Below are 22,579 nucleotides of genomic sequence, written 5' to 3'. Positions count from 1 at the left end.
AGGCCGTGGGCGGCGCAGACCCCACGTCAGCGCCGCCGCCGCTGTGGCTTGTTCACCGCGATCTCGGCCTCTTCTTCCGCCCGTTCCGCCTGCTCCGCCGTGGAGCGCGCGGTGTCCGTCTCGACGCGCAGCTTGCCCCGACGGTCCCCCGCCTCCGCCGCGCCGATGCGCTGGCGCGGGCCCGCCGCAGGGCGCCAGTCCTTGCTGATCGCCCTCGCCATGGCCACCTCGTGCCTGCGGCGATGGTGCTCGTGCCACCACCGCATCTGCTCGGCCTCCTCCGCCCAGTCGTCCTCGTGCGCGGTGAACGCGACCAGCCCGTGGATGGCGACGCCGATCGCCCAGCCCAGCGGGATGATCGACGCCCAGAGCACGACGCCGAGCAGAAAGGCGAGCGTGAGGAGCGCCGCGTTGACGATGAGGTAGATGCCGAGGTGCCGGTAGAAATCGCGGCGCTTGCGCCGGAGCCACGTGGCGCGCTCGGCGGCGGTCGCCGCGCTCGACTTCCGCTCCACGTCGCCGCGCTCACGCGCGCGAAGCGCGCGGCTCGCCTCGCGCAGCGCCTCGGGGGCCACGCCCACCTCCTCCGCCGCGGCGAGCAGGTCATCGAAGCCGAGACGCGCGTCGCCCCGCGGGGCGCGCGCCTCGCCCCGGTCGGCGGCGGCCTGGCGCTCGATCGCCTGCGCGAGGACGTCGCGCACCTCGTCGGTCGAGAACCGCTGCGCCGCGGTCTCGCCGCCGCGAGGCGCCTCGCTCCCCTTCGCGCCGGGCGCCTGCGCGGGCGGCGCGGACGTTGCGGCGGCAGGCGCGGCGGGCGCCTCGCCCCTCCCGGCCGCATCGAGCGCGCGCAGGAGGTCGTCCATCGACGCGAACCGATCGTCGGGGCGCTTCGACAGCGCGCGCAGCACGACCGCGCTCACCGCGGGCGGAACGGAGGCGGCGTCGAGCAGGGCGCGGTCGGCCTCGTCGGTGAGGATCGACGCGACGACGGCGAGCATGTCGCCGGCGCCGCGCCAGGGCGGCCTGCCGGTGAGGAGCTCGAAGGCGAGCACGCCCCACGCGAACTGGTCCGCGCGCCCGTCGAGCTCGGCGCCGCGGATCTGCTCCGGGGCCATGTAGACCGGCGTCCCGAGCTTGACGCCGAGCGCGGTCAGCGTCGGCAGCGCAGGGGCCTCGGTGGACGCGTTCGGATCGGCGTCGCCGGCGGCGCGGCGCGCGATGCCGAAGTCGAGCACCTTGATCACCCCGTCGTCCCGGACCATCACGTTCTCCGGCTTGATGTCCCGGTGGACGAGCCCCCGCCGGTGCGCCGCCGCGAGCGCGCGGGCGACGTCGGAGAGCCAGGTGACCCGCGTCGAGGCGGGCGCGTCGGCGCCGCCGATGGCGCTGCGCAGGGTGCGGCCCGGGACGAGCTCCATCACGATGAACGGCGTCCCATCGAGCTCGCCGACGTCGAAGATCGAGACGGCGTTCGGGTGGTCGAGCGCTGCGGCGGCGCGCGCCTCGCGGAGCAGGCGCGCGCCGGCGTCCTCGTCCACGGCGCCGCCCGCGATCACCTTGACCGCGACGCGCCGCCCGAGCCGCGCGTCGTGCGCCCGGTAGACGCGGCCCATCCCCCCCTGCCCGATGGCGGCCTCGATCGTGTACCGCTCGAACGAATCGCCCGGCTTCAGCATTGCCGGCGGGGAGCCTAATGGATCCGCGCGGGCTTGGACAGGCGGCCCTTGGCCGGGAACGGCGCGCGCGGAGGTCGATCCGCGGCCACAGGATGCCCCGTTGGCCGGGGGCGTGGCGTCAACTCCACGGATCGCGGCGCCGCGGCTTGTGTAAGGTGGCGCCATGTCATCGCATCGAACGATGCTGCTCGGCGTCGCGGTCGGGGCAGCGGGCGGTCTCACGGCGAACGCTGTCGCGGCAGGGCATCCGGCGCTCACCTGGATCGTCGATCACATCACCTACCCGGTGGGCCAGATCTTCCTGCGCCTGCTGTTCATGCTCGTGCTCCCGATCTTGTTCTCGGCGCTCGTGATGGGCGTCTGCGAGCTCGATCTGAAGAACGTCGGTCGGCTCGGCCTGCGGACGCTGGGCTACACGGCCGTCGTCTCGAGCATCGCGGTGCTGATAGGCCTCGTCCTTGTGAACCTGATCCGCCCGGGCGACGGCCTGCCCGAGGCGGTCCGGAGCCTCGCGCGCGGCGGGGGGATCAAGGCGGCGACCGCCCCGGCCGACACCTCGCCGGTGGGGATGATCATCGCGATGGTGCCGGACAACATCTTCAAGGCGGCGGCAGGCGGCGACGTGCTCGCGGTGATCACGTTCTCGCTGCTCTTCGGCATCGCCCTGTCGCTCACCCAGACCGATGCGGCGGCGCGGCTCCGCGAGTGCATCCAGGGGCTGCTCGACGTCTCGATGCGGCTCATCGAGGGGGTGCTCCGGTTCGCGGCGATCGGCGTGGGCGCGCTGCTCTTCACGATCACGTCCCGCATGGGCATCGGCATCATGCAGCAGCTGGCGGCGTACGTGCTCACGGTGCTGCTCGGCCTCGGCCTGCACATGTTCGTGGTCTATTCGCTCTCGGTCCGTTTCCTTGGCGGGATGTCGCCGGTCGCGTTCTTTCGCGGGAGCCGGACGGCGATCGTGACGGCGTTCTCGACCGCCTCGTCCAACGCGACGCTGCCGACCGCGCTGAAGGTGGCCCAGGAGGAGCTGAAGCTGCCGCCGTCCGTGGCGCGCTTCGTGCTGACCGCCGGCGCCGCGATGAACCAGAACGGGACGGCGCTGTTCGAGGGGGTGACCGTGCTCTTCCTGGCGCAGGTCTACGGCGTCTCGCTGAGCTTCGGGCAGCAGGCGACCGTCATGCTCATCTCCGTGCTCGGTGGGATCGGCACGGCGGGCATCCCTGCCGGCTCGCTGCCCGTCATCGCGATGATCCTGGGGATGCTCGGCATCCCGCCCGAGGGGCTCGGCCTGGTCCTCGGGGTGGATCGGTTCCTCGACATGTGCCGGACCGTGATCAACGTGGTGGGAGACCTGGCAGCGGCGGTGTTCGTGTCGCGGGATCAGCACCCGAAGCCGCAGGAAGCAGCGAGCGTATGACCGGACGGGGCGAGCGCCCACGCGCGACGCCTCGCAGCAGAGGCGTCGCGCGCCGATGGTCTGGAGCGCCCGCTCCCGACCATCGGGGTTGAGCCGATCGCCAGCGTTCCTTGGTTCAGGCCGCCATCTTCATGGCGGGCATCATCATGCCCATCATGTTCGGCATCATCATCGCGGGCATCATCATGCCGCCCATCATCGGCATCATGCCCATCATGTTCGGCATCATGCCCATCATGTTCGGCATCATGCCCATCATGTTCGGCATCATGCCGCCCATCATGTTCGGCATCATGCCCATCATGTTCGGCATGATGCCGCCCATCATGTTCGGCATCATGCCCATCATGTTCGGCATCATGCCGCCCATCATCGGCATCATGCCCATCATGTTCGGCATCATGCCCGTCATGTTCGGCATCATGCCGCCCATCATGTTCGGCATCATGCCCATCATCGGCATCGCGCTCATCGGCATGTTCATCATGGCTCTCCCCTCGGTCAGTCGTTGCGGGAAGTGGAGTAACTCCCTGGCCGGATCGGAGCAATGTTGAAGACTTGGAGCGCCGTGCTTTCCTCCACGGGAGCGGACAGGGCTCCGGACGGAGCGGATGGACGGCCGAACCAAACAGAGGAACATCCACGATAACGGCAGCCGCCGCTGCCGCTCTGGCCGAAACAGGGCAGTGAGGCGGGCGCGCTCAGGATGGGAGTCTCGGAGAACAGGCGCCGTAAGGCCGTTCTGTCGCGATCGAGGTGCGCGCGGGAACGTGGAGCCGGGCGCAGCCGTGGCGCGCAGGGACGGAGCCGCCCTTCGTCACTCCAGCGTGAACGTCGCGCCCGTCACGGGATCGCGCAGCACGATCGGCACCTCCTCGCCGGCGCTCTTCAGCCGCGCTCGCGCCTCCTCGATCGCCTCGTTCACGGCTGCCTCCGCCGCTTCCTGCGCGGCCTCCCCTGCCCCCTCGCCGCTCGCGCCGAACTGGGCCGCCCGCTGGTCCTCCTCGGCCCGCTGTGCCCGCTCGCGGTTCGCCTCGGTATCGAGGGCGTCGCTCGTCTCACCGACGGGCACCACCTTCACGAGGAAGTCACCCACCCGCAGGCTCATCGGATCCGGCTTCTTCGGGTCGCTCACGGCGTCTGGCCTCCCGCCACGCATGAGCTTGCCGCAAATCCGCGCGATCCACCACCCCGGCCGCCGCCCCGATCGCGGGGCACACGCGCGCGATCTTCAGGAGAACGACCGGTGCTCCGGCCGGTAGCGAGCGCTGGCTGTCGTCGTGGCGTAGGAAGAACGGTAGTCCGTCGCCAGCCAAACCAGGCCGACGGCCACGCCCGACACGAGATAGAAGCTCCTCGCCCCGGGTTCCTCATCGAAGCCGAACAGCCACGGCGCCGCGACGAGGAGCACGGCGACCGTGGCCTCGATCGCTCCGTGGACAGGGAACGGGATGATCTTCGCGGCGCCCAGCGGGAACGCGGTGAGCAGCGTCATCCCGAGATGCGCGGCGCCCAGGATGTAACAGAGCGTCTCGGGTAGCCCGCCGAAGCCGAACAGCGAAGGGGCCAGCAGGAACAGGGCCGCAACTGCATAGTCCACAAACCCATGAGCTCGAGGCGACAGCATCTTCATGACCGACTCCTTGCAAAATCGATGTCCGGATTGAGTGCCTTCGTCGGTCCGGAAATTTGCAAGGGGTATGCCGCCGAGAGGCTCGCGGGAGAGAGGCTATCCTCTCCGGCGACCTCGGCGGCCATTCGATCATCCATCGGCCAGGGAACGAAGATCAGCGCGCGTGCGCCTGGAGGCGCCGGGCGCTTCGACAGCCGCGCCCGCGCTACGTTTCCGCCCGCAGGAGCTCAGCCATGAACGCTCTTCTGTGGCACATTGCCCCGCCGTGCGTCACTTCGCGGCGGAGATCAGGAGCTCTGGATCGACGCGTGTCTCGAAGAGGTTCATGCGCCAGTCGAGGTGCGGTCCGTTCGTGCGGCCGGTCATCCCGACGGTCGCGATGACCTGCCCTTGCTTGACCTCGTCGTTCACCTTCACGGCGAAGCCGTGCAGATGGATGAACGTGGACGTCAGTCCCTGCCCGTGATCGATGATCACGGTATGACCGCTCAGCGGGAGGTCCTTCTCGACGAGCACGACCTTGCCGCAGGCAGGCGCGCGCACCGGCGTGCCGACGGGCACCGCGATGTCCACGCCCCAGTGGATCCCGCCGTCGGTGCCGTTGAGCAGGCGCGGCTGGCCGTACCGCGAGGTGATGGGGCCCTTGGACGGCCAGATGAAGCCGTTCTTGTAACAGTTCCTCTTCGTGTACTTGTTCCGGAGCACGTCGAGCTTCTTCTCGGCCTGCGTGAGCTTCACGCGTGTCGCCATGTCGAGCTTGACCATGTTCTCCGGCAGGTGGTCGACCTTGTCGACCTCGAACTTGCGAGGCTCCACGTCGAAGATCTTCTCGAGCACCTGCCCGTCGTCGAACGTGATGGTCAGCTTCTCCTGCGCTGGCGCGTTGCGCGAGAAGGCGATCAGGAACTCCCCTTCGTCGCTGACGGTCACGCGATGTCCGGGGAACGCCATGCGGCGCAGCTTGCCGTTCAGCTTGGCGCGCAGGAGCCCTCCCTGGACGGCGCGCCCTTCCACCGCGAGGCGGCTGTCGTCGGCCGCGGGCGGCCCGGCATCGGCCGCCGCCGCGCTCGCTGCGGGCGCCGCGGCATCGGCGGTGTCGGCCGCCGCGGGAGCGGCGCTGGCGTCGGGCGCCTCGGCCGGCGCGCTGCTCGCGGAGGCGGGCGGGGCGGCGGAGGCAATCGGCGCCGGATCGGCGGAGGCTTGAGCGCCCGTGGTGGACGAGCTCGAAGAAGGAGCACCGCGATCGCAGGCAGCGATCGTGAGCAGGCTTACAACGATGACGGGAACGCGCATGGCGGCGATCGTGCCAGAGTTTCCGCACATCGACGAGATAATGTGAAAGCGCGTCATGCAGGCATGCACCGGTCGCAAACGACCTGTGCGGCTTGCAGACGATCTGCGCGCCTCGGCGCGGCGCCCTCATCCTCGGTGGCGCGCGACGAGCGCCACGAGCACCGGGCTCGCGACGCCGCGCGCATCAGGCGATGCGTGCGGCGTGATGGATCGAGCGCTGCGGGCAGCGCGGTGAGGATCAGTTATCGACGCGAGGGGTGTCGTGCCGGGGCTGAGGCCGCGCCGGGGGCTGCGCCTGCGCGGGCGGCTGCGCCTGCGGCCGAGCTTGCCCCTGCGGGTGTGGGCGGCCCTGTCCCTGCGGCCGGCCCTGTCCCTGCGGCCGGCCCTGCGCCTGCGGCCGAGCTTGCCCCTGCGGGTGCGGACGGCCCTGTCCCTGCGGTCGGCCTTGCGCCTGCGGCCGGGCTTGCCCCTGCGGGTGTGGACGGCCCTGTCCCTGCGGCCGGCCCTGCGCCTGCGGCCGAGCTTGCCCCTGCGCCTGCGATGCGGGCCTGGGATCCATCTGGAAGACGGGAATCCCGGGGTCGGCGAGGAGGGGGAGGCGCTTCTGGATGAGGCGCTCGATGTCGGCGAGATAAGCGCGCTCCTCGCTGTCGCAGAACGAGAGCGCCACCCCGGACGCCCCGGCGCGCGCCGTGCGGCCGATGCGGTGCACGTAGCTCTCCGGGATGTTCGGGAGGTCGTAGTTGATCACGTGCGAGATGTCGTCGATGTCGATGCCGCGCGCCGCGATGTCGGTCGCGACGAGCACGCTCGTCGTCCCCTGCTTGAAGCTCGCGAGCGCCCGCTCGCGCGCGCCCTGGGACTTGTTCCCGTGGATGGCGACCGCCTCGATGCGCGCACGGCTGAGCTGCTGGACCACGCGGTTGGCGCCGTGCTTGGTGCGGGTGAACACGATGGCCCGGCGGAGCGCGGGATCCTTGAGCACGTGCTCCAGCATCGCGCGCTTGTCGCCGCGCTCGACGAAGACCACCCGCTGGTCGATGTTCTCGGCCGTCGTGGCGATCCGCGCGACCTCGACCCGCACCGGGCTGCGCAGGATGCTGTTCGCGAGCTTCAGGATGTCCGGCGGCATCGTGGCCGAGAACAGGAGCGTCTGCCGGCGCTCGGGCAGCATCGCGAGCACGCGCCGGATGTCGTGGATGAACCCCATGTCCAGCATCCGATCGGCCTCGTCGAGCACGAGCGTATCGAGCCGGCCGAACGGGGCGATGCCCTGCGAGCAGAGATCGAGCAGCCGGCCCGGCGTCGCCACGAGCACGTCGACGCCGCGGCGCAGCGCCTCCATCTGGGGGCGCTGCCCCACCCCGCCGAAGACGACCGCGGTCCGCAGGCCGAGGTTCTTGCCATACGTGGTGAAGCTCTCGGCGACCTGCGCCGCGAGCTCGCGCGTCGGGGTGAGCACGAGCACGCGGAGCCCGCCCTGCCTCGGCCCGCCGCTCTGCGCGAGGCGCTGCAGGATCGGCAGCGCGAACGCGGCGGTCTTGCCCGTGCCGGTCTGCGCGCAACCGAGGAGGTCGTTGCCCTCTAGAATGGGTGGGATGGCCTGCTGCTGGATGGGCGTCGGGGCGCTGTACCCCTCGGCCTCGATGGCGCGGAGAAGCGGTTCGATGAGCTTGAGATCGGCAAATTGCATGGACATCGGGCTGGAATCGGGCTGGAGGACAGCCCCTCCTGAGCAAGGGCGGAAAGAACGCCGCGGCACCGCGCCCTCCTCCTGGGGAGGGCTCGATCACGGAGAGCTGCCGCCTCGCGCCCCCTTGAGCGGAGGCTGCGAGGACCAATGACAGCGACCGAGCACCGCGACCCGTGCCAGGTCAGTCCGAGGCCGCGACTCTAGTACGGCGTGGTGAGGAAGTCGAGCGCGGTGCGCGGAGCGGGCTCCGCGCGCGCAGCGCACCGTGCTAGACCGTCGCCCGAGCGGAGGGCCCGCTTCTCGTGCGCTCGCGCTCGCAGTTCGCCGCGCATCCGCCCGCGATTTCCAGCGCCTTCCCGCCCCTTCGAAGCAGTGCAGCACGCTATGGCCGAAACCGCCGAAGCCTCGAAAACGCCGGCTCAGGTCGGGCACTCCGCGCCGGAGCGCCCCGGCCTTCGGCTGCCCCGATCCCGGCTGCGGCGCTGGGTGCTCGGTGCTGTCGCCGTCCCGCTGCTCTCCGGCGCCGGGTTATGGATCGCGGTGCACCGCATTCCATGGATGGGCCCGCTCGTCGCGAACGGGCTGCGCTCGGTGATCGGGGCCGAGAACGTGACGGCGCTCGAGGAGACGGCGTACTCCCTGGAGGACCGCGTCCACCGGTTCTGGCGCAAGGATGAGCCGCCGAAGACGTACTGGGAGGTGCCCGAGCAGCCGGGCCCTGCCACGACGGCCTCGCCGCCTTCGGCCGCAACGCCGAGCCCGGCGGCTGGGGGCGCTGTCGCGGCGGCGTTCCGGCCGACCGACGTCGGCCCCTCGCACGCGGCCTGGTCGGCCCCCGGCGACGGGCGGTGGGTGCCCATCGCGGATCGCGCCCATCCGAGCGACGCGCCGCGCCTCTACAAGACGCTGCTCCACCCGGATCCGAACCGCTCCTGGGCGGAGCTGTTCATCGTGGCGGTGGATCTCGCGACGGTCGATGTGCACCTCATGGCCGGCTCCCGCGAGCCGGCGGCGACGACCGAGGAGGGCAAGCCCTACGAGCGGCCCGCGAAGATCCCGGAGGCGGACCACGAGCGGCTTCTCGCGGCGTTCAACGGCGGCTTCATGACCGAGCACGGCCAGTGGGGGATGCGGGTCGACGGCGTGACGCTGGTGCGCGCCCGGGACCAGGGCTGCACGCTCGCGCGGCGCCGCGATGGGAGCATGCAGATCGGGCCCTGGACCAGGCTTTCGGCGGGAGAGAGCGACATGCAGTGGTGGCGGCAGACGCCGAGCTGCATGGTCGACGAGGGCGAGCTGCACCCGCTGCTCCGCGCGCCGCAGGTCCGCAACTGGGGCGCCACGCTGGACGGCAACACGGTGATCCGCCGCTCCGCGGTGGGGCTCGACCGCGACGGCAAGGTCCTTTACGTCGGGATCAGCAATCACACGACGGCGCCCGCCATCGCGCTCGGGATGCAGCACGCCGGCGCCTCGGCGGTGGCGCAGCTCGACGTGAACTGGTCGTACCCGAAGTTCCTCCTCTATGAGCCGGGTGAGGGCGGCGCCCTCGCGCCGGTCGCGCTGGCGAGCGGCTTCGAGTTCTCGGAAGACGAGTACATCCGCAAGCGCTCCCTGCGCGATTTCTTCTACCTGACCCGCAAGACCCAGGCGCCCTCGACCGCCACCCCGTGACCTCGTGATGCCTCGCAGCGGCCGGCGACCCCCTCCGGGCCGCAGCTCGCGCCCGCGCCTGTAGGCTCGGCTCGGGTCGAGCCGCTGTTGAAGGCTCGCGAACGCCCGCCAGTCCGGCGCGGCGGCTGCCAGCGCCGGGGTGCGCATCGGCCGGTCCTCGCCGTGCGGCCTCGTGCAGCGCGGTCGGCCCTCACGGCATGAACGTGTCGTCCAGGCGAGCCCGTCGAACCGCATTGCATCGAGCGAACGCCTTTTGCCACGCGGCGAGCCCGTCGAACCGCATTGCATCGAGCGAGCACCTTTTGCCACTGAACAAATACTCTCACGCATCACAACGCATTGCGGTCAGCCCACCTCAATTTCCAACCATATTTCATCAAGACTGCCGGTATCCGCGATTGACAGCGCGAGGGAGCTCGATAGGTAAACGACACCTCACGGCGGAACACCATGCGTTTTTATGCAGACCTCCATGTGCACTCGAAGTACTCCCGCGCGACGAGCAGCGATTGCGATCTCGCGCATCTGAGCTACTGGGCTCAGCGCAAGGGCATCGCGGTGCTGGGCACAGGGGACTTCACCCATCCAGCGTGGATGGCCGAGCTCCGCGAGCACCTCGTGCCCGCCGAGCCCGGGCTCTTCCGCCTGCGGGACGATCTCGGCCGCGCGGTCTCGGAGCGGCTCCCCGGGGCCTGCCGCGGGGCGACGCGCTTCGTCCTCTCGGTCGAGATCTCGACGATCTACAAGAAGGGAGATCGGACGCGGAAGATCCATCATCTCCTGTACGCGCCCAGCTTTGACGCGGCGGAGCGCATCGTCCGCGCGCTCGCCAAGATCGGCAACCTGACCGCCGATGGGCGGCCCATCCTGGGGCTCGATTCGCGCCACCTGCTCGAGATCGTGCTGGAGGCCGGCGAGGGTTCCTACCTCGTGCCCGCGCACATCTGGACTCCCTGGTTCTCGGTGCTGGGCTCCAAGGCAGGCTTCGACGCGGTCGAGGAGTGTTATGGCGATCTCGCGCCGCACATCTTCGCGCTCGAGACCGGGCTCTCGTCCGATCCTGCGATGAACTGGCGGATCTCCGGGCTCGATCGGTACCGGCTCGTCTCGAGCTCGGACGCGCACTCGCCCGCGAAGCTCGGGCGCGAGGCCACGGCCTTCGACACCCCGCTCGACTACTTCGCGATCCGGCGCGCCCTGGAGACCGGTGAGGGCTTCGGGGGCACGTTGGAGTTCTTCCCGGAAGAGGGCAAATACCACCTCGACGGCCACCGCAAGTGCAATGTCGTGCTCTCGCCGGCGGAGACGCGGGCGCTCTCCCTCGCCTGCCCGGTGTGCGGGCACCCGGTCACGGTGGGCGTGCTGCACCGGGTCGAGGAGCTGGCCGATCGCGACGAGGGCGTGCGCCCCGAGGGCGCGAGCGAGTTCCGCAACCTGGTGCCGCTGCCCGAGGTGCTGGCCGAGCTCCACGGCGTGGGCGCCTCCAGCAAGGTGGTGCAGCGGAGCTACGACGGGGTGCTGTCGCGCATCGGCCCCGAGCTGTTCCTCCTCGGCGACGCCCCGCTCGACGAGATCGAGCGCGCCGGCACGCCCCTGCTCGCCGAGGCGATCGCGCGGATGCGCGAAGGGCGGGTGATCCGCGACGCGGGTTACGACGGCGAGTACGGCGCGATCCGGGTCTTCCAGCCGGAGGAGCTCGCGCAGCGCCGCGGGGGCGGGCTCCTCTTCCAGCCGGAGGCCGCGGCGACGCAGCCGCCTCCCTCGGGGGCGCGCGCTCCCGCGGCGTCACGCCCCCCTCCGCGCCGCGGCCGGGCCGACGCGGAGCCTCGCCCGGCGCCGGCCAGCGAGGTGTCCCGAGGCGCGCCGCCTGCGCCGGGCGGCGCAGCGCCGCTCGACGCGCTCGACCCGGAGCAGCGGGCCGCGGCGGAGATCACGGACGGCGCGCTGCTCCTCCTCGCGGGGCCAGGCACAGGCAAGACCCGCACGCTCACGCACCGGATCGCGCACCTCGTCCTCGATCTCGGGGTGCCGCCGGAGCAGTGCCTCGCGATCACCTTCACCCGCCGCGCCGCCGACGAGCTGCGGGAGCGGCTCGGCGCGCTGCTCGGCGAGGCCGGCGGCCGCGTGCCCGCCATGACCTTCCACGCGCTCGGCCTCTCCCTGCTCCGCGAGCACGCGCAGGGCGCGGGGGCCGCGCCGCCCGCGATCGTCGACGAGCGCGCGCGGACGGCGCTGCTCGCCGCGGCGCTCGGCGTCCCGGAGCGGCGGGCGGCCAGGTTGCTCGCCGACATCGCCGCGCTGAAACGGCGCTTCCCGCGCCACGCCGACGCCCACCTATCGCCGGCCGCCGGCGGCGAGATCGACCGCCACGTCGACCGCGCGTGGAAGGTGTACGAGGACGAGCTCGCCGCGCGTGGGCTCCTCGATCTCGACGACCTGATCGGGCACGCCGTCCTGCTCCTGGAGGAGCAGAGCGGAGCGCTCGCCGCGGCGCGCGAGCGGGCCCGGTATCTCTCCATCGACGAGTACCAGGACATCGACGAGCGCCAGTACCGGCTGGTGCGCGCGCTTGTACCGCCCGGCGGGAACGTCTGCGCCATCGGAGATCCAGATCAGGCGATCTACGGATTCCGCGGCGCGGACGTGGGCTTCTTCTTCCGTTTCCAGCAAGATTTCCCGGCGGCGCGCGTGGTGCGCTTGAAGCGGAACTACCGCTCGTCGCGCCCCATCGTCGAGGCGGCGCTCCAGGTGATCGCGCCCTCACCGACGCTCGGCGCGCGGGAGCTCCTGCCGACCGCGGGCGGTGTGGAGCTCGTGGCGGTCCATGAGTCACCGACGGAAGCCGCCGAAGCCGAGCGCGTGGTCCATACGATCGAGCAGATGCTCGGCGGGTCCACGTTCTTCTCGATGGATAGCGGGCGGGTGCGCGATCCTGCCGGGAGCGGCGACTATTCCTTCTCGGATTTTGCGGTGCTCTACCGGACCGAGGCGCAGTCCGAGCGGCTCCGGGAGGCGTTCGCCCGCTCGGGGATGCCGTTCCAGCGGCGGTCGGATCGCCGCCTCGCCGAGCGCGCGGGCTCGGAGGCGCTCGCGCGGGCGCTCTCCAGCGCCCCGCCGGGGCCGCTCGCGGCGCGCCTCAAGGCGGCCGCGGCGCGCCTCCGCGAGGAGGTGGCGCAGCCCGGGCTCGCCGGCGCGCCGCCCGAGGCGGGCGCGGCCGAGGAGGGCGCGGCGTGTCTGAGCGAGGCCGACGTGGACGCGGCGCTGGAGCTGCATCTCGCGCTCGCGGAGCGCTGCGGCGGCGACGTCGATCGCTTCTTGATCGAGCTCGCGGTGTGCGCCGAGATCGACGCGTGGGATCCGCGGGCCGACCGCATCTCGCTGCTGACGCTGCACGCGGCCAAGGGGCTCGAGTTCCGGGTGGTCTTCCTCGTGGGGTGCGAGGACGGCCTGCTCCCGCTCCGGTTCCCCGGCAGGGATGAGACGGACGTCGCCGAGGAGCGCCGGCTCTTTTATGTGGGCATGACGCGGGCGCGAGAGCGGTTGTTCCTCACCCGCGCCATGCAGCGCGCGCGGCACGGCAAGGTGATTGAGACCGAGGTGTCGCCGTTCGTGCGCGAGGTGGAGGAGCGGCTGCTCCTGCGGGGCGGCCCGTCGCCCGAGGCGCAGAGGGGATCACGCGCTGGGGCCGATCGTCAGATGAAGCTCTTTTAAACCTGCACCCCGCTCATCGCGGCGCGCCGCTGAGCCGCTTCTGGGCCGCGCACGCGGCCTTGTCCTGCGTCCGCACGCACTGGTCTGCGTAGAAGGTCCGCGCCCGCTCCTTGTCCTTGCGCTCCAGGAGCGGGCCGAACGCGTCACACGCCTTCTTCTCGCCCCACTGCGTGCAGGCCTTCTCGTAGAGCGAGTAGGCCCGCTCCGGATCGGCGGTCACGCCGTCGCCGCGCTGCCAGATCTCGGCGGCCCGCACGCAGCCGCCCGTGCCGCACACCTTCTCGTAGAGCGCCGCGGCGCGCGGCATGTCCTTCGGAATGCCGTTCCCCTTCTCGTACATCCCGGCGAGGCTCAAGCACGCCTCGGCCCCGAACCCCTTCTCCGGACAGCCCTTCTCGAAGAACGAATACGCCTTCGCGACGTCCTTCGGAACGCCGTCGCCCTGCGCGTAGACCGAGCCGGCGGCGTTGCAGGCGCGCATGTCCCCCAGGCTGCAACCGTGGCTGTACGCCGCGATCGCCTTCACCCCGTCCTTCGGCGCGCCCTGCCCCTTGCGCAGGATGTCGCCGAGATCGACGCAGTCCTCGGACTGGCCGCCCTGGCACGCGCGCTGGAGCACGCCCACGGCGACCCCCACGTCCTTCGCCGCGAGCTTCCCCTCGACGAGCATCTTGCCCAGCGCGCTGCAGCTCGGCCCGTGCCCGAGATCGCAGCCGCGCCGGAGGAACGCGACCGCGCGCGTCGGGTCCTTCGGGAGGACCGCCTGCGGGCCTTCGCTGAGGTACCACTCGGCCACGCTGAAGCACGCCCAGCCGTCGCCCATCTCGCACGCCTTGTCAGCGAACTCTCGCACCTTGGCCCGCCCCGCCGCGTCCGGGGGGACCTTGGCGCTCTTCATGTCGCGCAGGAGCTGCTTCGCCCTCGCGTAGCAGGCCTGCGTGACGCCGGCGCCGCACGCCTTCTCGAACAGCTCCGCCGCCCTCGCGTCATCGCGCGGAAAATCCTTGCCACCCAGGTATTGAATCCCGAGGTGATAGCAGCTGCCGACATCGCCCTTCCCGCACTCCGCCGCGCAGGCTCTGGCGTCGGTGGGCTCGCACAGGTGCGCAGGCACGAGCGCAGGCGGGGAGCACTTCGCCCCGCTCAGCACCGTCCCGAGCGGGCACAGGCTCGACAGCTTCGGGAACTCGTCTTCCGCCTGCTTCACCGGAGCCTCGGCCGCCGCCGCCTTCTTCGTGAGCAGCGGGACGAGCTCCAGGCGCAGCGGCGCATGGCAGCGCTCCGTCGGCGCCTGCGCGTCTGTCTTCGCGGCCCGGCAGGCGTCGAGCTCCCCTTCCTTGCTCGTGGTGCCGCCCTGGCTCGCCGCTCCGACCGCCGCGAAGACCTGATCCACCGTCCGCGCCGTGCCCCGGCTGCCTGGCGCCATCGCGAAGGCCCCGAGGAGCGCGGCGCGCACGAAGTGCGTGGCGCCCTCGCAGCTGCCCGAGAGATCCTGCGCAGAGGAGGAGGCCACCGTGGTCGCCATCTTCCCCGTCGGCACGACCGCCACGTCGATCGCGGCCGAGCCGCCGCCCTCGATCGCGGTGCTCAGCGCCGGAGCCCCGAAGGGGACGTTCGCCTGCATCTCCGCGGGGTTTGTTAATTGTATTACTTTTTCTGCCCGGGTCACGCCAGCGAAGGAGTAGCTGCCTGGGAGCTTGCACTGCGTGAGGAGCTTCAGCGTCGTGCAGTCGTAGGAGACGACGGCGATGCCGTCTTTCATCGCGAGCCCGAGATCGGAGCGGCGTGTCGTGAGCCAGTCGACGATGAGCGGCTCGGCGTGGCCGATCGCTGGACACCCGCCGCTGGTCGTGCTGGCGGTGCTCTCCGGCGAGGCAGTGGGCCGGGGAGGATGCACGACCACCTCGGGTTCCAGGCCCGGTCCACAGGCCATCGCTCCGAGCGAGAGCCCAACCACGCACAAATCGAACGCGCGCTTCATCGGGCCGACAGAACCATGAGCCATGGGGTCCGGTCAATACGGCGAGCGCGACCGCACGCGGCATGCGCCCGGCCGCGCGGACCCGGGCTATGCTCGGCGCGCCCCCGCCCCCGGAGCCGCCATGAGCACGTCCAGGTCCCAGGAGAAACTGCAAGAGAGCCTGAACCTGGTGACTACCCTGCTCGAAAAGCAACGCGTCATCGAGACGCTGACGCACAAGCAGGAGAGCAAGAACAAAGAGCTCGTCGAGGCGCTGGTCCACCGGCAAAATCTCGCCCTGCTGCAGAGAAAGCTCAGGGATCTGCACCCGGCGGACCTCGCCCACATCATCGAGGTGCTCCCGCAGGCGGACCGCCTTGTGGTGTGGGCTGAGCTCGAGCCCCACCACGCCGCACAGGTGCTGCTCGAGTCCTCGCGGTCGGTCCGCGACTGGCTCGTCGCGGAGACGGAGCGCCCTCGCCTCGTCGCGCTGCTCGACCAGCTCGATCCGGACGATCTGGCGTACATCAGCGAGTCGGTCGATCCGGAGATCGTGGCGGAGGTGTACCAGTCGCTCGACGCGCGCGAGCAGTCGCTCTTCCAGTCGACGATCGCGTACCCGGACGACTCGGTAGGCCACCTGATGAGCCCGGAGTTCGTCTCGGTGCGCGACGGCCGCGACATCGGCGGCGTGCTCGACGACGTGCGCCGGCGGGGCGAGCTGCCGCCGCACACCGAGAGGCTGTTCGTGGTCGACGCGCGCAACGTGCTCCGCGGCGCGCTCTCGCTCAAGGACCTGCTGCTCCGCGAGCCGGGCGCGCAGGTGAGCGCGGTCATGTCCACGGACGTGGTGAGCTTCACGCCCCAGGAGCGCGCGAGCGACGCGGCCAGGGCGTTCGAGCGTTACGACCTCATCGCCGCGCCGGTCGTGGACGAGCGCGGCAAGCTCGTCGGCCGGCTGACGGTGGATGTGATGATGGACTTCCTGCGGCGGAAAGCCCAGAGCGAGGCGCTGTTGCGCGCGGGCCTCGCGGGAGAGGAGGACTATTTCGCGCCCGCATGGACGAGCGCGAAGAACCGCTGGATGTGGCTCGTCGTCAACCTGGTCACGGCGTTCCTGGCCTCGCGGGTCATCGGCCTCTTCGAGAGCACCATTCAGGATCTCGTGGCGCTGGCAACGCTGATGCCCATCGTGGCGAGCATCGGCGGCAACACGGGCAATCAGACGGTGGCGCTCGTGATCCGCGGCCTCGCGCTCGACCGGCTCACGCGGGCGAACACGGGGCACCTCCTGAAGAAAGAGCTCTTCGTCGGCCTGATGAACGGCGCGGTCTGGGGCACGCTCGTGGGGCTCGCCGCCGCCGCCCTCTACGGCAGCATCCCGCTCGGTCTGGTGATGGCCGCGGCTATCCTTTTGAACCTCGTGGTGGCGGCGATGGTCGGGTGCGCGGTGCCGCTCGTGCTCCAGCGCTTGGGCCGCGATCCGGCCCAGGGGTCGAGCGTCCTGCTCACGTTCACCACGGACAGCATGGGCTTCTTCATCTTCCTCGGGCTGGCGAAGGCGTTCCTCGTCTGAGCCTGCCCGCGCGCTGCGCGCCCGCGCTACGATCCTGCCATGGACACCGCTCCCGCCCCGCAACGGCCGCTCGTCGCGATCCGGTATTGCCCCAAGTGCCGCTGGCTCACGCGCGCGGCCTGGCTCGCTCAGGAGCTGCTGATCACCTTCCCGGAGGAGATCGACGTGCTCCTGTCGCCAGGCGCGAGCGGCATCTTCGACGTCACGCTCGACGGCGCGCCGCTCTTCTCGCGCGCCGTCGAAGGGCGCTTCCCCGAGCCCAAGGAGCTCAAGCAGGCGATCCGCGACCGCGTCGCCCCGGAGCGCCCTCTCGGCCACTCCGATCGATGAGAGGCGCCCTGATCGGGCGAGCGCCGCTCTAGATGTCGAAGTCGAGGATGCTGTCCAGATCGGAGACGCTGACGGCGGGCGTGCCGTGGGGCGGCGACGCGACGCGCAGCCTCGGGGCCTCGATCGCGACGCGCTGGCCGCCGGCGACGCTCTTCGTGAGGAACACCGAGCCGCCCACCACGCTCCCCTGCCCCAGCACCGTCTTGCCGCCGAGGACCGTGGCGTTCGCGTAGATGGTGACGCTGTCCTCCACGGTGGGGTGGCGCTTCAGGCCGCGCGCGCCCCGCGAGTGCTGGGGCAAGGAGAGGGCGCCGAGCGTCACGCCCTGGTAGAGCTTGACGCGCTCGCCGATGTCGGTCGTCTCGCCGATCACGACGCCGGTGGCATGATCGATGAAGAAGCTGTCACCGATGTTGGCGCCTGGGTGGATGTCGGCGCCCGTCCTCGTGTGCGCCCACTCGCTCATGATCCGGGGCATGAGCGGCACGCCGAGCAGGTACAGCTCGTGCGCGACCCGGTGCACCGTCACGGCGAGGAGGCCTGGATAGGCCAGGATGACCTCGTCCATCGAGGCAGCCGCCGGATCGCCGTCGTAGGCCGCCTGCACGTCGAGCAGGAGGCGCCGCCGGACCTCTGGCAGCCGGGAAATGAACACCCGCACCACGTCGCGCCCCCGCTGCCGGCACCTCGGGACGTCGAGTCGGCCCGCGTCGACGGTCTCGTCCTGGAAGCACAGGCAGCGCTCGATCTGTCGCTCCAGCTTGTCCCGCAGCGTCGAGACCAGGGTGCCCACGTGGTAGAGCAGGTCCTCGTCCGACAGGTCCTGCCGCCCGTGATAGCCCGGGTAGAAGATCTGGAGCAGGAGATCGATGATCTCGGTGATCTCCTGGCGCGACGGGGTGAAGCGCTTGTTGATGTGATGCCCGCGCGCATCCTCCCGGTAGCTCGCGATCAGCGCGTCGACGATGCCGTGCAGGTCGGCCGACGCCTCGGAGGGGGCAGCATCACACTTCTTGCTCACGTCGACCTCACGAGGCCTTCATGGCCTCGACCTCGGAGAACATTCCTTCGAAGAGGGGCCCCGAGAGGTACCGCTCGCCGGCGTCCGGGAGGATGACCACGATGGTCTTTCCTTCCCACTTGGGATCCTTCGCGAGCCGGCCCGCCGCGACCATGGCCGCGCCGCAGGAGACGCCGCAGAGGATGCCCTCCTCGGACGCGAGGCGCCGCGACATGGCGATGGACTCGTCGTTCGAGACCGTCTCGACCTGGTCCACGAAGGAGAGGTCGAGGTTCTTCGGGACGAAGCCGGCGCCGATGCCCTGGATCTTGTGCGGGGACGGGGTGAGCGGCTGGCCGGCGAGCGTCTGTGAGATGACCGGCGAGTGGACCGGCTCCACGGCGACGGAGTGGAGGGCGCGGCCGCGGCCGCGCTCGAAGTAGCGGCTGACGCCGGTGATCGTGCCGCCGGTGCCCACGCCCGAGACGAGGACGTCGACGTTGCCGGCGGTGTCGTCCCAGATCTCGGGGCCGGTGGTGGTCTCGTGGATCGCGGGGTTCGCCGGGTTCTCGAACTGCCGCATCAGCACGTACCGGCCGGGGTCGGAGGCGGCCAGCTCCTCGGCCTTGGCGATGGCGCCGTTCATCCCCTTGGGGCCCGGCGTCAGGAGCAGCTTGGCCCCGAGGGCGATGAGGACCTTGCGCCGCTCCATGCTCATCGTCTCGGGCATGCTGAGCACACACTCGATCCCCCTCGAGGCGGCGGCGAAGGCCAGCGCGATGCCGGTGTTGCCGCTGGTCGCCTCGACGATCGCCTTGCCAGGGCCGAGCACGCCCCGCTGCTCGGCGTCCCAGACCATGGCCGCGCCGATGCGGCACTTGACCGAGTACGCCGGGTTGCGCCCCTCGATCTTCGCCAGCACCGTCGCGCGCGCGCCGTCGATCACGCGGCGGATGCGCACGAGCGGCGTGCGGCCGATGCTCTGGGTGTTGTCGTCGTAGACGCGGGGGAAGCTGGTCATGGGGGGCCCGTGCGGGTGAGTAGGGAGGAAAGAGGAGATCCAGAGGCGCCCCTCGCTGTCAAGGTCCACGTGCGCCGCGCCTCGGTCGCGCCGCATTTCCAGAGCGCAGGGCGGCGTCGTCCGTCGCTGACGTTGGGGCGACACCCGTCGCGCCAGCTCGCCCGGCGGGCGCGCGCCGCGCTCAGCGCGCCTTCCCGGTGAACCGTTGGACGTGCAACGGTCGACGCGCAGGGGCCGGCGAGACACCCAGGCGCATGGAGGTCAGTCCGGCCATGCGCGGTCGTGCGATGGCGCGAACTCGATTACGCGCTCTGCGCGAAGCGCAGGAGCCATCCAGATCATCCTCGGAGGGCGGACTGGCCTGCTTCGGCACGGTCTCGACCTCACCGCGCCGGCGCTCGGGTGTCCCGAGCTCCCATGGGGCGCATGTGATGACGCAGCGCGACCAAGGTGGCGGTGATAGCGGCCAATTCATGAGAGATTTTGCCGGAACGCGTCATTCCTGATCTGCTGGCGCTTGAACATTCACGTCGTACCACGCCGTGCCACGTCGGAGCACGGACGGCTCAGAGGTGTTCACGCGCGCTCACGAATCGCGGAATCACGGGGCTGCGTGCGTGAGCAAGGTGCTTCCCTGGGCATGGGCGCATGGTCAAACGATGAACCACCATGGGACCACGTCGGACCAGGTCCACTTCCTTGACGCATGCGCATGCGAACCTATCATGTAGAATTTTAGCTCTTGCCATGAGTGGCATAGGCCTCGCATCATCGCTGACATGTTCCCCGCTGAGCCCCCTTGCGCGGAGGTCCAACTGCCCCATGACGAGGACGAACCCACTTTAATTTTCCGTCGTCCACCGGCGTCGATTGGGGGCATGGCGATGCCGTTCGAATCGCCAGCTCCGATCATGGCATCTCCGACGCGGCGTTCCACGTCGCGCCTGATCGCCTTGAGCGCGGGTGCCGGCCTGGGCTTCGCAGCGGTGGTGGGCGCGCTCGTCTCGATGCAGCTCGGCGCGGCGGGCTTCGATCTCCGCGCGGGCTCGGCGCTCCAGCCTGCCGCGGCCGCCGCGGCCGTCCTGCGCTCGACGGGGGCGGCGGCGCGAGTCGAGGCGAAGGCCGAAGCGGCCGCGCCGGCCCAGGCGACGGCAGAAACGGCGGAGCCGGCCCTCGCTGCCGCGGATCGCGCCGACGCGACGCTCGATCGAACGGCGGTGATCCCCATCCCTGACGGGATCATCACCATCCCCGCCTCCTTCGCCTCGGCGGATGGGGCGTACGATCTGGTGATCCACTTCCACGGGGTCAACGACGTTGTGCAGGCGGGGTTCGAGCGCGCCCGGCTCAACGCGGTTGTGATGATCATCAATCTGGGCATCAGCTCCGGTGCGTACGAGACCCAGTTCTCGATCCGCTCCTATCTCCCGGCGTTGATGGCGAAGGCGCAGGTGGCGCTCGAGGCGCGCGGGCTGCGCGGCGCCCGGCTTCGGCGCGTCGCGCTCTCGGCGTTCAGCGCTGGGTACGCCGCTGTTCGCGGGCTCCTGAACCAGCCGGGGTTCACCGACAAGGTGGACGCCGTGCTCCTCCTGGACGGCATCCATACCGGCTACATGCCGCTCGATCACAGCCTGGACATGGAGCGCCTCAAGCCGTTCAGCCGCTTCGCCGAGCTGGCGGCCGAGGGCAAGAAGCTGATGTCGATCACCCATTCGGAGATCACCCCGAACGGCGATTACGCCGGCACCCACGAGAGCACGGACGCTCTCCTCAAGCTCACGGGCGCGCAGCGCTCTCCGGGCGCGGGCGCGGACGAGCAGGCGATCTACGACCTGACCGGGGAGGCGAGCGAGGCGAAGCTCCGGTTCGTCCCCCTCTCCGAGGCGCACAGGGGCGCGTTCCACGTCCGCGGCTATCCGGGAACCCAGAAGCCAGATCACGTGAGGCACCTCACCCGCATGGCGGAGACCGCCGTGCCTGATCTGGTGCGCTACTGGAGCGAGCCGCCCGCGCAATGACGGGTCGCGTGTCGGGGGGGCGCGAGACGTCGGTACGGAGAAGCGTATTACGGAGACCGGGGCGTCTTCATTTGAGAATTCGTTACGGGGTGGCCTTGGGCGTATAGATAGCGAGTGCTGGTGAGAAAGGCGGCCAGCGGATCTCGCTGATCTGCGATTGACCCTGGCTCCTGCGATCGTCCTCTGCTACCGCGCAGCGCGATGGGTCAACCGGACCTGTTCGCCAAACGAACGTTCGCCGAAGAGACGGAGCGCCTCACGGGAGGTGCCATCACCTGGCAGGATCCACCGGAGATCCGGCTCGAGAAGGTGCAGTGCGATGGCCTGCTCCTGATCCACCGCCCGGCTCTCCTGATGGAGCTGACAGCGCCTTGGCCCGAGGCGCGTGGCCACGAGGAGGTGATGGTCGAGCTGAAGCTCGCCGGGGATCATGTGGATCGGAAGGCGATAGAGCGAGCCCTCTTGCGGCGGCAGGCAAGGCAGTTGCAGCGGGTCGAGCAGGAGGAAGAGGCGCCGCCCTGGGTGGGCCACGAGCCGCTCTGGCTGGTCGCTCCTCACGTGCCGGAGTGGTTGCAACGGGTGTACGCGCCCAGGCGCTTCGCGCCCGGCTGCTACCGCGTGGAGCCGCTCGGGCACTGGGTGCTGTGGGTTGCAGCGAACGAGCTCCCCCTGCGTGACGAGCTGATAGCTTTCCTGGTCGCCCGTTCCGGGCGAGCCCTCGACGAGTTCGGCCGGTGGGTAGCCGGACGCCGGCCCATCGAGTGGGTGCTGGCCATGCTAGAGTACCTGGCGATGTCAGCGACGACCCGAGAGGAGCTCCTGTGGAGGTTCGGCAAGGCCGAGGACCCGGAGGTGGAGGCCCGGCGGCAGCGCATCCTCGAGGTGCTGCTCGAAGCGAGCCCGCAGGTCCAGGAGCGGCTCATCGAGAAGGGCATCGAAAGGGGCATCGAGAAGGGCATCGGCAAGGGACGTCTGGCCGAGGCCCGCGCCGCCCTGCGACGTGTGCTCGCTCGCCGGCAGCTCGCGCTGAGCCCGTTGGACGACGCTCGCATCGAGGCGTGCGTCGAGCTGGCGACCCTGGAGCGGTGGCATGACCAGGCCATCACCGCGACGAGCGTCTCCGAGGCACTGCAGTAGCTCGATCTCGGCCCAGCACCGGACGTACCCCAGTCGCTCGTCCCTCACGGCAGCGCTTGACGCGTCCACGCCGTCCGGAACGCCCATCCGACGATCACAGCGGCGGCGACGCGCGGCACCATCGGTGAAGCGTGCGTTCTCTCGCCGATTTCATCGAGTCCGTCCTTCCTTGCTCTAAACCCCCGCGCGGACCTGCGCACCTGTTCATTCCAGGCGCCGTGGCAGGCGTGGGAACTCGGATGTTGCGCGGGAGCCTGTGCGCCAGGGGGTGAGGACGTGTGCGTGGCAGATCGCCGCATTCTGGGGCGTGCATGCCGAGCTCAACCGACTTCGTCACGGCCTGGGAGCGGGAAACCACCGGCAGGTGAAGATGCCATTGCGGTATCGGAATTGCTTTTTCCACCAAAAGAGACGGTGGCATGATGATGGCCGGACAA

Annotated in this window: 16 protein-coding genes; 7 read left to right on the top strand and 9 right to left on the bottom strand. The window is 70.5% G+C overall.

Translation table 11 applies throughout. The annotated features are described in order from the left end of the window. Positions 1-26 precede the first annotated feature (26 nt). Entirely contained in the window at positions 27-1,676 is a 1,650-nt protein-coding gene (locus WME79_RS19985; RefSeq protein WP_437538226.1) for a protein kinase domain-containing protein, read from the bottom strand. 163 nt (positions 1,677-1,839) lie between these two features. On the opposite strand from WME79_RS19985, the gene WME79_RS19980 reads away from it, so the two are divergent. Beyond that, complete coding sequence (locus WME79_RS19980) at positions 1,840-3,096, top strand: dicarboxylate/amino acid:cation symporter (protein WP_437538224.1); 1,257 nt, start codon at positions 1,840-1,842, stop codon at positions 3,094-3,096. A 115-nt stretch (positions 3,097-3,211) separates the two neighbouring features. Here WME79_RS19980 and WME79_RS19975 read toward each other — a convergent pair whose 3' ends face one another. The 5 genes from WME79_RS19975 to WME79_RS19955 form a co-directional block, all read right to left on the bottom strand. Further along, positions 3,212-3,583 carry a hypothetical protein gene (locus tag WME79_RS19975; RefSeq protein WP_437538222.1) on the bottom strand — a complete coding sequence of 124 codons (372 nt, stop codon included), beginning with the start codon at positions 3,581-3,583 and terminating at the stop codon, positions 3,212-3,214. A 330-nt stretch (positions 3,584-3,913) separates the two neighbouring features. Beyond that, complete coding sequence (locus WME79_RS19970) at positions 3,914-4,231, bottom strand: hypothetical protein (RefSeq protein ID WP_437538220.1); 318 nt, start codon at positions 4,229-4,231, stop codon at positions 3,914-3,916. A gap of 96 nt (positions 4,232-4,327) precedes the next feature. After that, positions 4,328-4,729, bottom strand: coding sequence for an SPW repeat domain-containing protein (locus tag WME79_RS19965; protein WP_437538218.1), 402 nt, complete (start codon positions 4,727-4,729; stop codon positions 4,328-4,330). Positions 4,730-4,999: 270 nt separating this feature from the next. After that, on the bottom strand, positions 5,000-6,022 hold the full coding sequence (locus tag WME79_RS19960; protein WP_437538216.1) for a M23 family metallopeptidase: 1,023 nt from the start codon (positions 6,020-6,022) through the stop codon (positions 5,000-5,002). Between the two features lie 238 nt (positions 6,023-6,260). Further along, positions 6,261-7,715, bottom strand: a complete 1,455-nt coding sequence (locus tag WME79_RS19955; RefSeq protein ID WP_437539887.1) for a DEAD/DEAH box helicase — start codon at positions 7,713-7,715, stop codon at positions 6,261-6,263. A 384-nt stretch (positions 7,716-8,099) separates the two neighbouring features. Between WME79_RS19955 and WME79_RS19950 the strand changes: the two genes are divergently transcribed. Next, a complete protein-coding gene (locus WME79_RS19950) occupies positions 8,100-9,389 on the top strand; it encodes a hypothetical protein (RefSeq protein WP_437538215.1) in 1,290 nt (429 codons plus the stop codon). 450 nt (positions 9,390-9,839) lie between these two features. Next, positions 9,840-13,100, top strand: a complete 3,261-nt coding sequence (locus tag WME79_RS19945; protein ID WP_437538213.1) for a UvrD-helicase domain-containing protein — start codon at positions 9,840-9,842, stop codon at positions 13,098-13,100. A 13-nt stretch (positions 13,101-13,113) separates the two neighbouring features. On the opposite strand, the gene WME79_RS19940 is transcribed toward WME79_RS19945, so the two are convergent. Further along, positions 13,114-14,724 (bottom strand): SEL1-like repeat protein, encoded by a 1,611-nt coding sequence (locus tag WME79_RS19940; RefSeq protein ID WP_437538211.1) that lies wholly within the window; start codon positions 14,722-14,724, stop codon positions 13,114-13,116. Between the two features lie 478 nt (positions 14,725-15,202). On the opposite strand from WME79_RS19940, the gene mgtE reads away from it, so the two are divergent. Together mgtE and WME79_RS19930 are read left to right on the top strand one after the other, a co-directional pair. Next, complete coding sequence (mgtE, locus tag WME79_RS19935) at positions 15,203-16,636, top strand: magnesium transporter (protein ID WP_437538209.1); 1,434 nt, start codon at positions 15,203-15,205, stop codon at positions 16,634-16,636. A gap of 39 nt (positions 16,637-16,675) precedes the next feature. Next, positions 16,676-16,966 carry a SelT/SelW/SelH family protein gene (locus tag WME79_RS19930; RefSeq protein WP_437538207.1) on the top strand — a complete coding sequence of 97 codons (291 nt, stop codon included), beginning with the start codon at positions 16,676-16,678 and terminating at the stop codon, positions 16,964-16,966. Between the two features lie 28 nt (positions 16,967-16,994). Here WME79_RS19930 and WME79_RS19925 read toward each other — a convergent pair whose 3' ends face one another. Together WME79_RS19925 and cysK are read right to left on the bottom strand one after the other, a co-directional pair. Continuing rightward, positions 16,995-17,987 carry a serine O-acetyltransferase gene (locus WME79_RS19925; protein WP_437538205.1) on the bottom strand — a complete coding sequence of 331 codons (993 nt, stop codon included), beginning with the start codon at positions 17,985-17,987 and terminating at the stop codon, positions 16,995-16,997. 7 nt (positions 17,988-17,994) lie between these two features. Next, positions 17,995-18,987: a cysteine synthase A gene (gene cysK / locus WME79_RS19920; protein WP_437538203.1), complete on the bottom strand. Its 993-nt coding sequence runs from the start codon at positions 18,985-18,987 to the stop codon at positions 17,995-17,997. Between the two features lie 779 nt (positions 18,988-19,766). On the opposite strand from cysK, the gene WME79_RS19915 reads away from it, so the two are divergent. Continuing rightward, positions 19,767-21,005, top strand: a complete 1,239-nt coding sequence (locus WME79_RS19915; protein WP_437538201.1) for a hypothetical protein — start codon at positions 19,767-19,769, stop codon at positions 21,003-21,005. A gap of 201 nt (positions 21,006-21,206) precedes the next feature. Next, entirely contained in the window at positions 21,207-22,142 is a 936-nt protein-coding gene (locus tag WME79_RS19910) for a hypothetical protein (protein WP_437538199.1), read from the top strand. Positions 22,143-22,579 lie beyond the last annotated feature (437 nt).

The sequence above is a fragment of the Sorangium sp. So ce726 genome, assembly GCF_051521405.1.
Lineage (GTDB): Bacteria > Myxococcota_A > Polyangia > Polyangiales > Polyangiaceae > Sorangium.
Note: the sequence above shows the minus strand (reverse complement) of the source record. Positions and strands in the feature narration are given on the sequence as shown.

Coding starts and splice junctions, on each gene's coding strand:
- WME79_RS19985 (WP_437538226.1), bottom strand. CDS start 1,676: ATGCTGAAGCCGGGCGATTCGTTCGAGCGGTACACGATCGAGGCCGCC.
- WME79_RS19980 (WP_437538224.1), top strand. CDS start 1,840: ATGTCATCGCATCGAACGATGCTGCTCGGCGTCGCGGTCGGGGCAGCG.
- WME79_RS19975 (WP_437538222.1), bottom strand. CDS start 3,583: ATGATGAACATGCCGATGAGCGCGATGCCGATGATGGGCATGATGCCG.
- WME79_RS19965 (WP_437538218.1), bottom strand. CDS start 4,729: ATGAAGATGCTGTCGCCTCGAGCTCATGGGTTTGTGGACTATGCAGTT.
- WME79_RS19960 (WP_437538216.1), bottom strand. CDS start 6,022: ATGCGCGTTCCCGTCATCGTTGTAAGCCTGCTCACGATCGCTGCCTGC.
- WME79_RS19955 (WP_437539887.1), bottom strand. CDS start 7,715: ATGCAATTTGCCGATCTCAAGCTCATCGAACCGCTTCTCCGCGCCATC.
- WME79_RS19950 (WP_437538215.1), top strand. CDS start 8,100: ATGGCCGAAACCGCCGAAGCCTCGAAAACGCCGGCTCAGGTCGGGCAC.
- WME79_RS19945 (WP_437538213.1), top strand. CDS start 9,840: ATGCGTTTTTATGCAGACCTCCATGTGCACTCGAAGTACTCCCGCGCG.
- WME79_RS19940 (WP_437538211.1), bottom strand. CDS start 14,724: ATGCAGGCGAACGTCCCCTTCGGGGCTCCGGCGCTGAGCACCGCGATC.
- mgtE (WP_437538209.1), top strand. CDS start 15,203: ATGAGCACGTCCAGGTCCCAGGAGAAACTGCAAGAGAGCCTGAACCTG.
- WME79_RS19930 (WP_437538207.1), top strand. CDS start 16,676: ATGGACACCGCTCCCGCCCCGCAACGGCCGCTCGTCGCGATCCGGTAT.
- cysK (WP_437538203.1), bottom strand. CDS start 18,987: ATGACCAGCTTCCCCCGCGTCTACGACGACAACACCCAGAGCATCGGC.
- WME79_RS19915 (WP_437538201.1), top strand. CDS start 19,767: ATGTTCCCCGCTGAGCCCCCTTGCGCGGAGGTCCAACTGCCCCATGAC.
- WME79_RS19910 (WP_437538199.1), top strand. CDS start 21,207: ATGGGTCAACCGGACCTGTTCGCCAAACGAACGTTCGCCGAAGAGACG.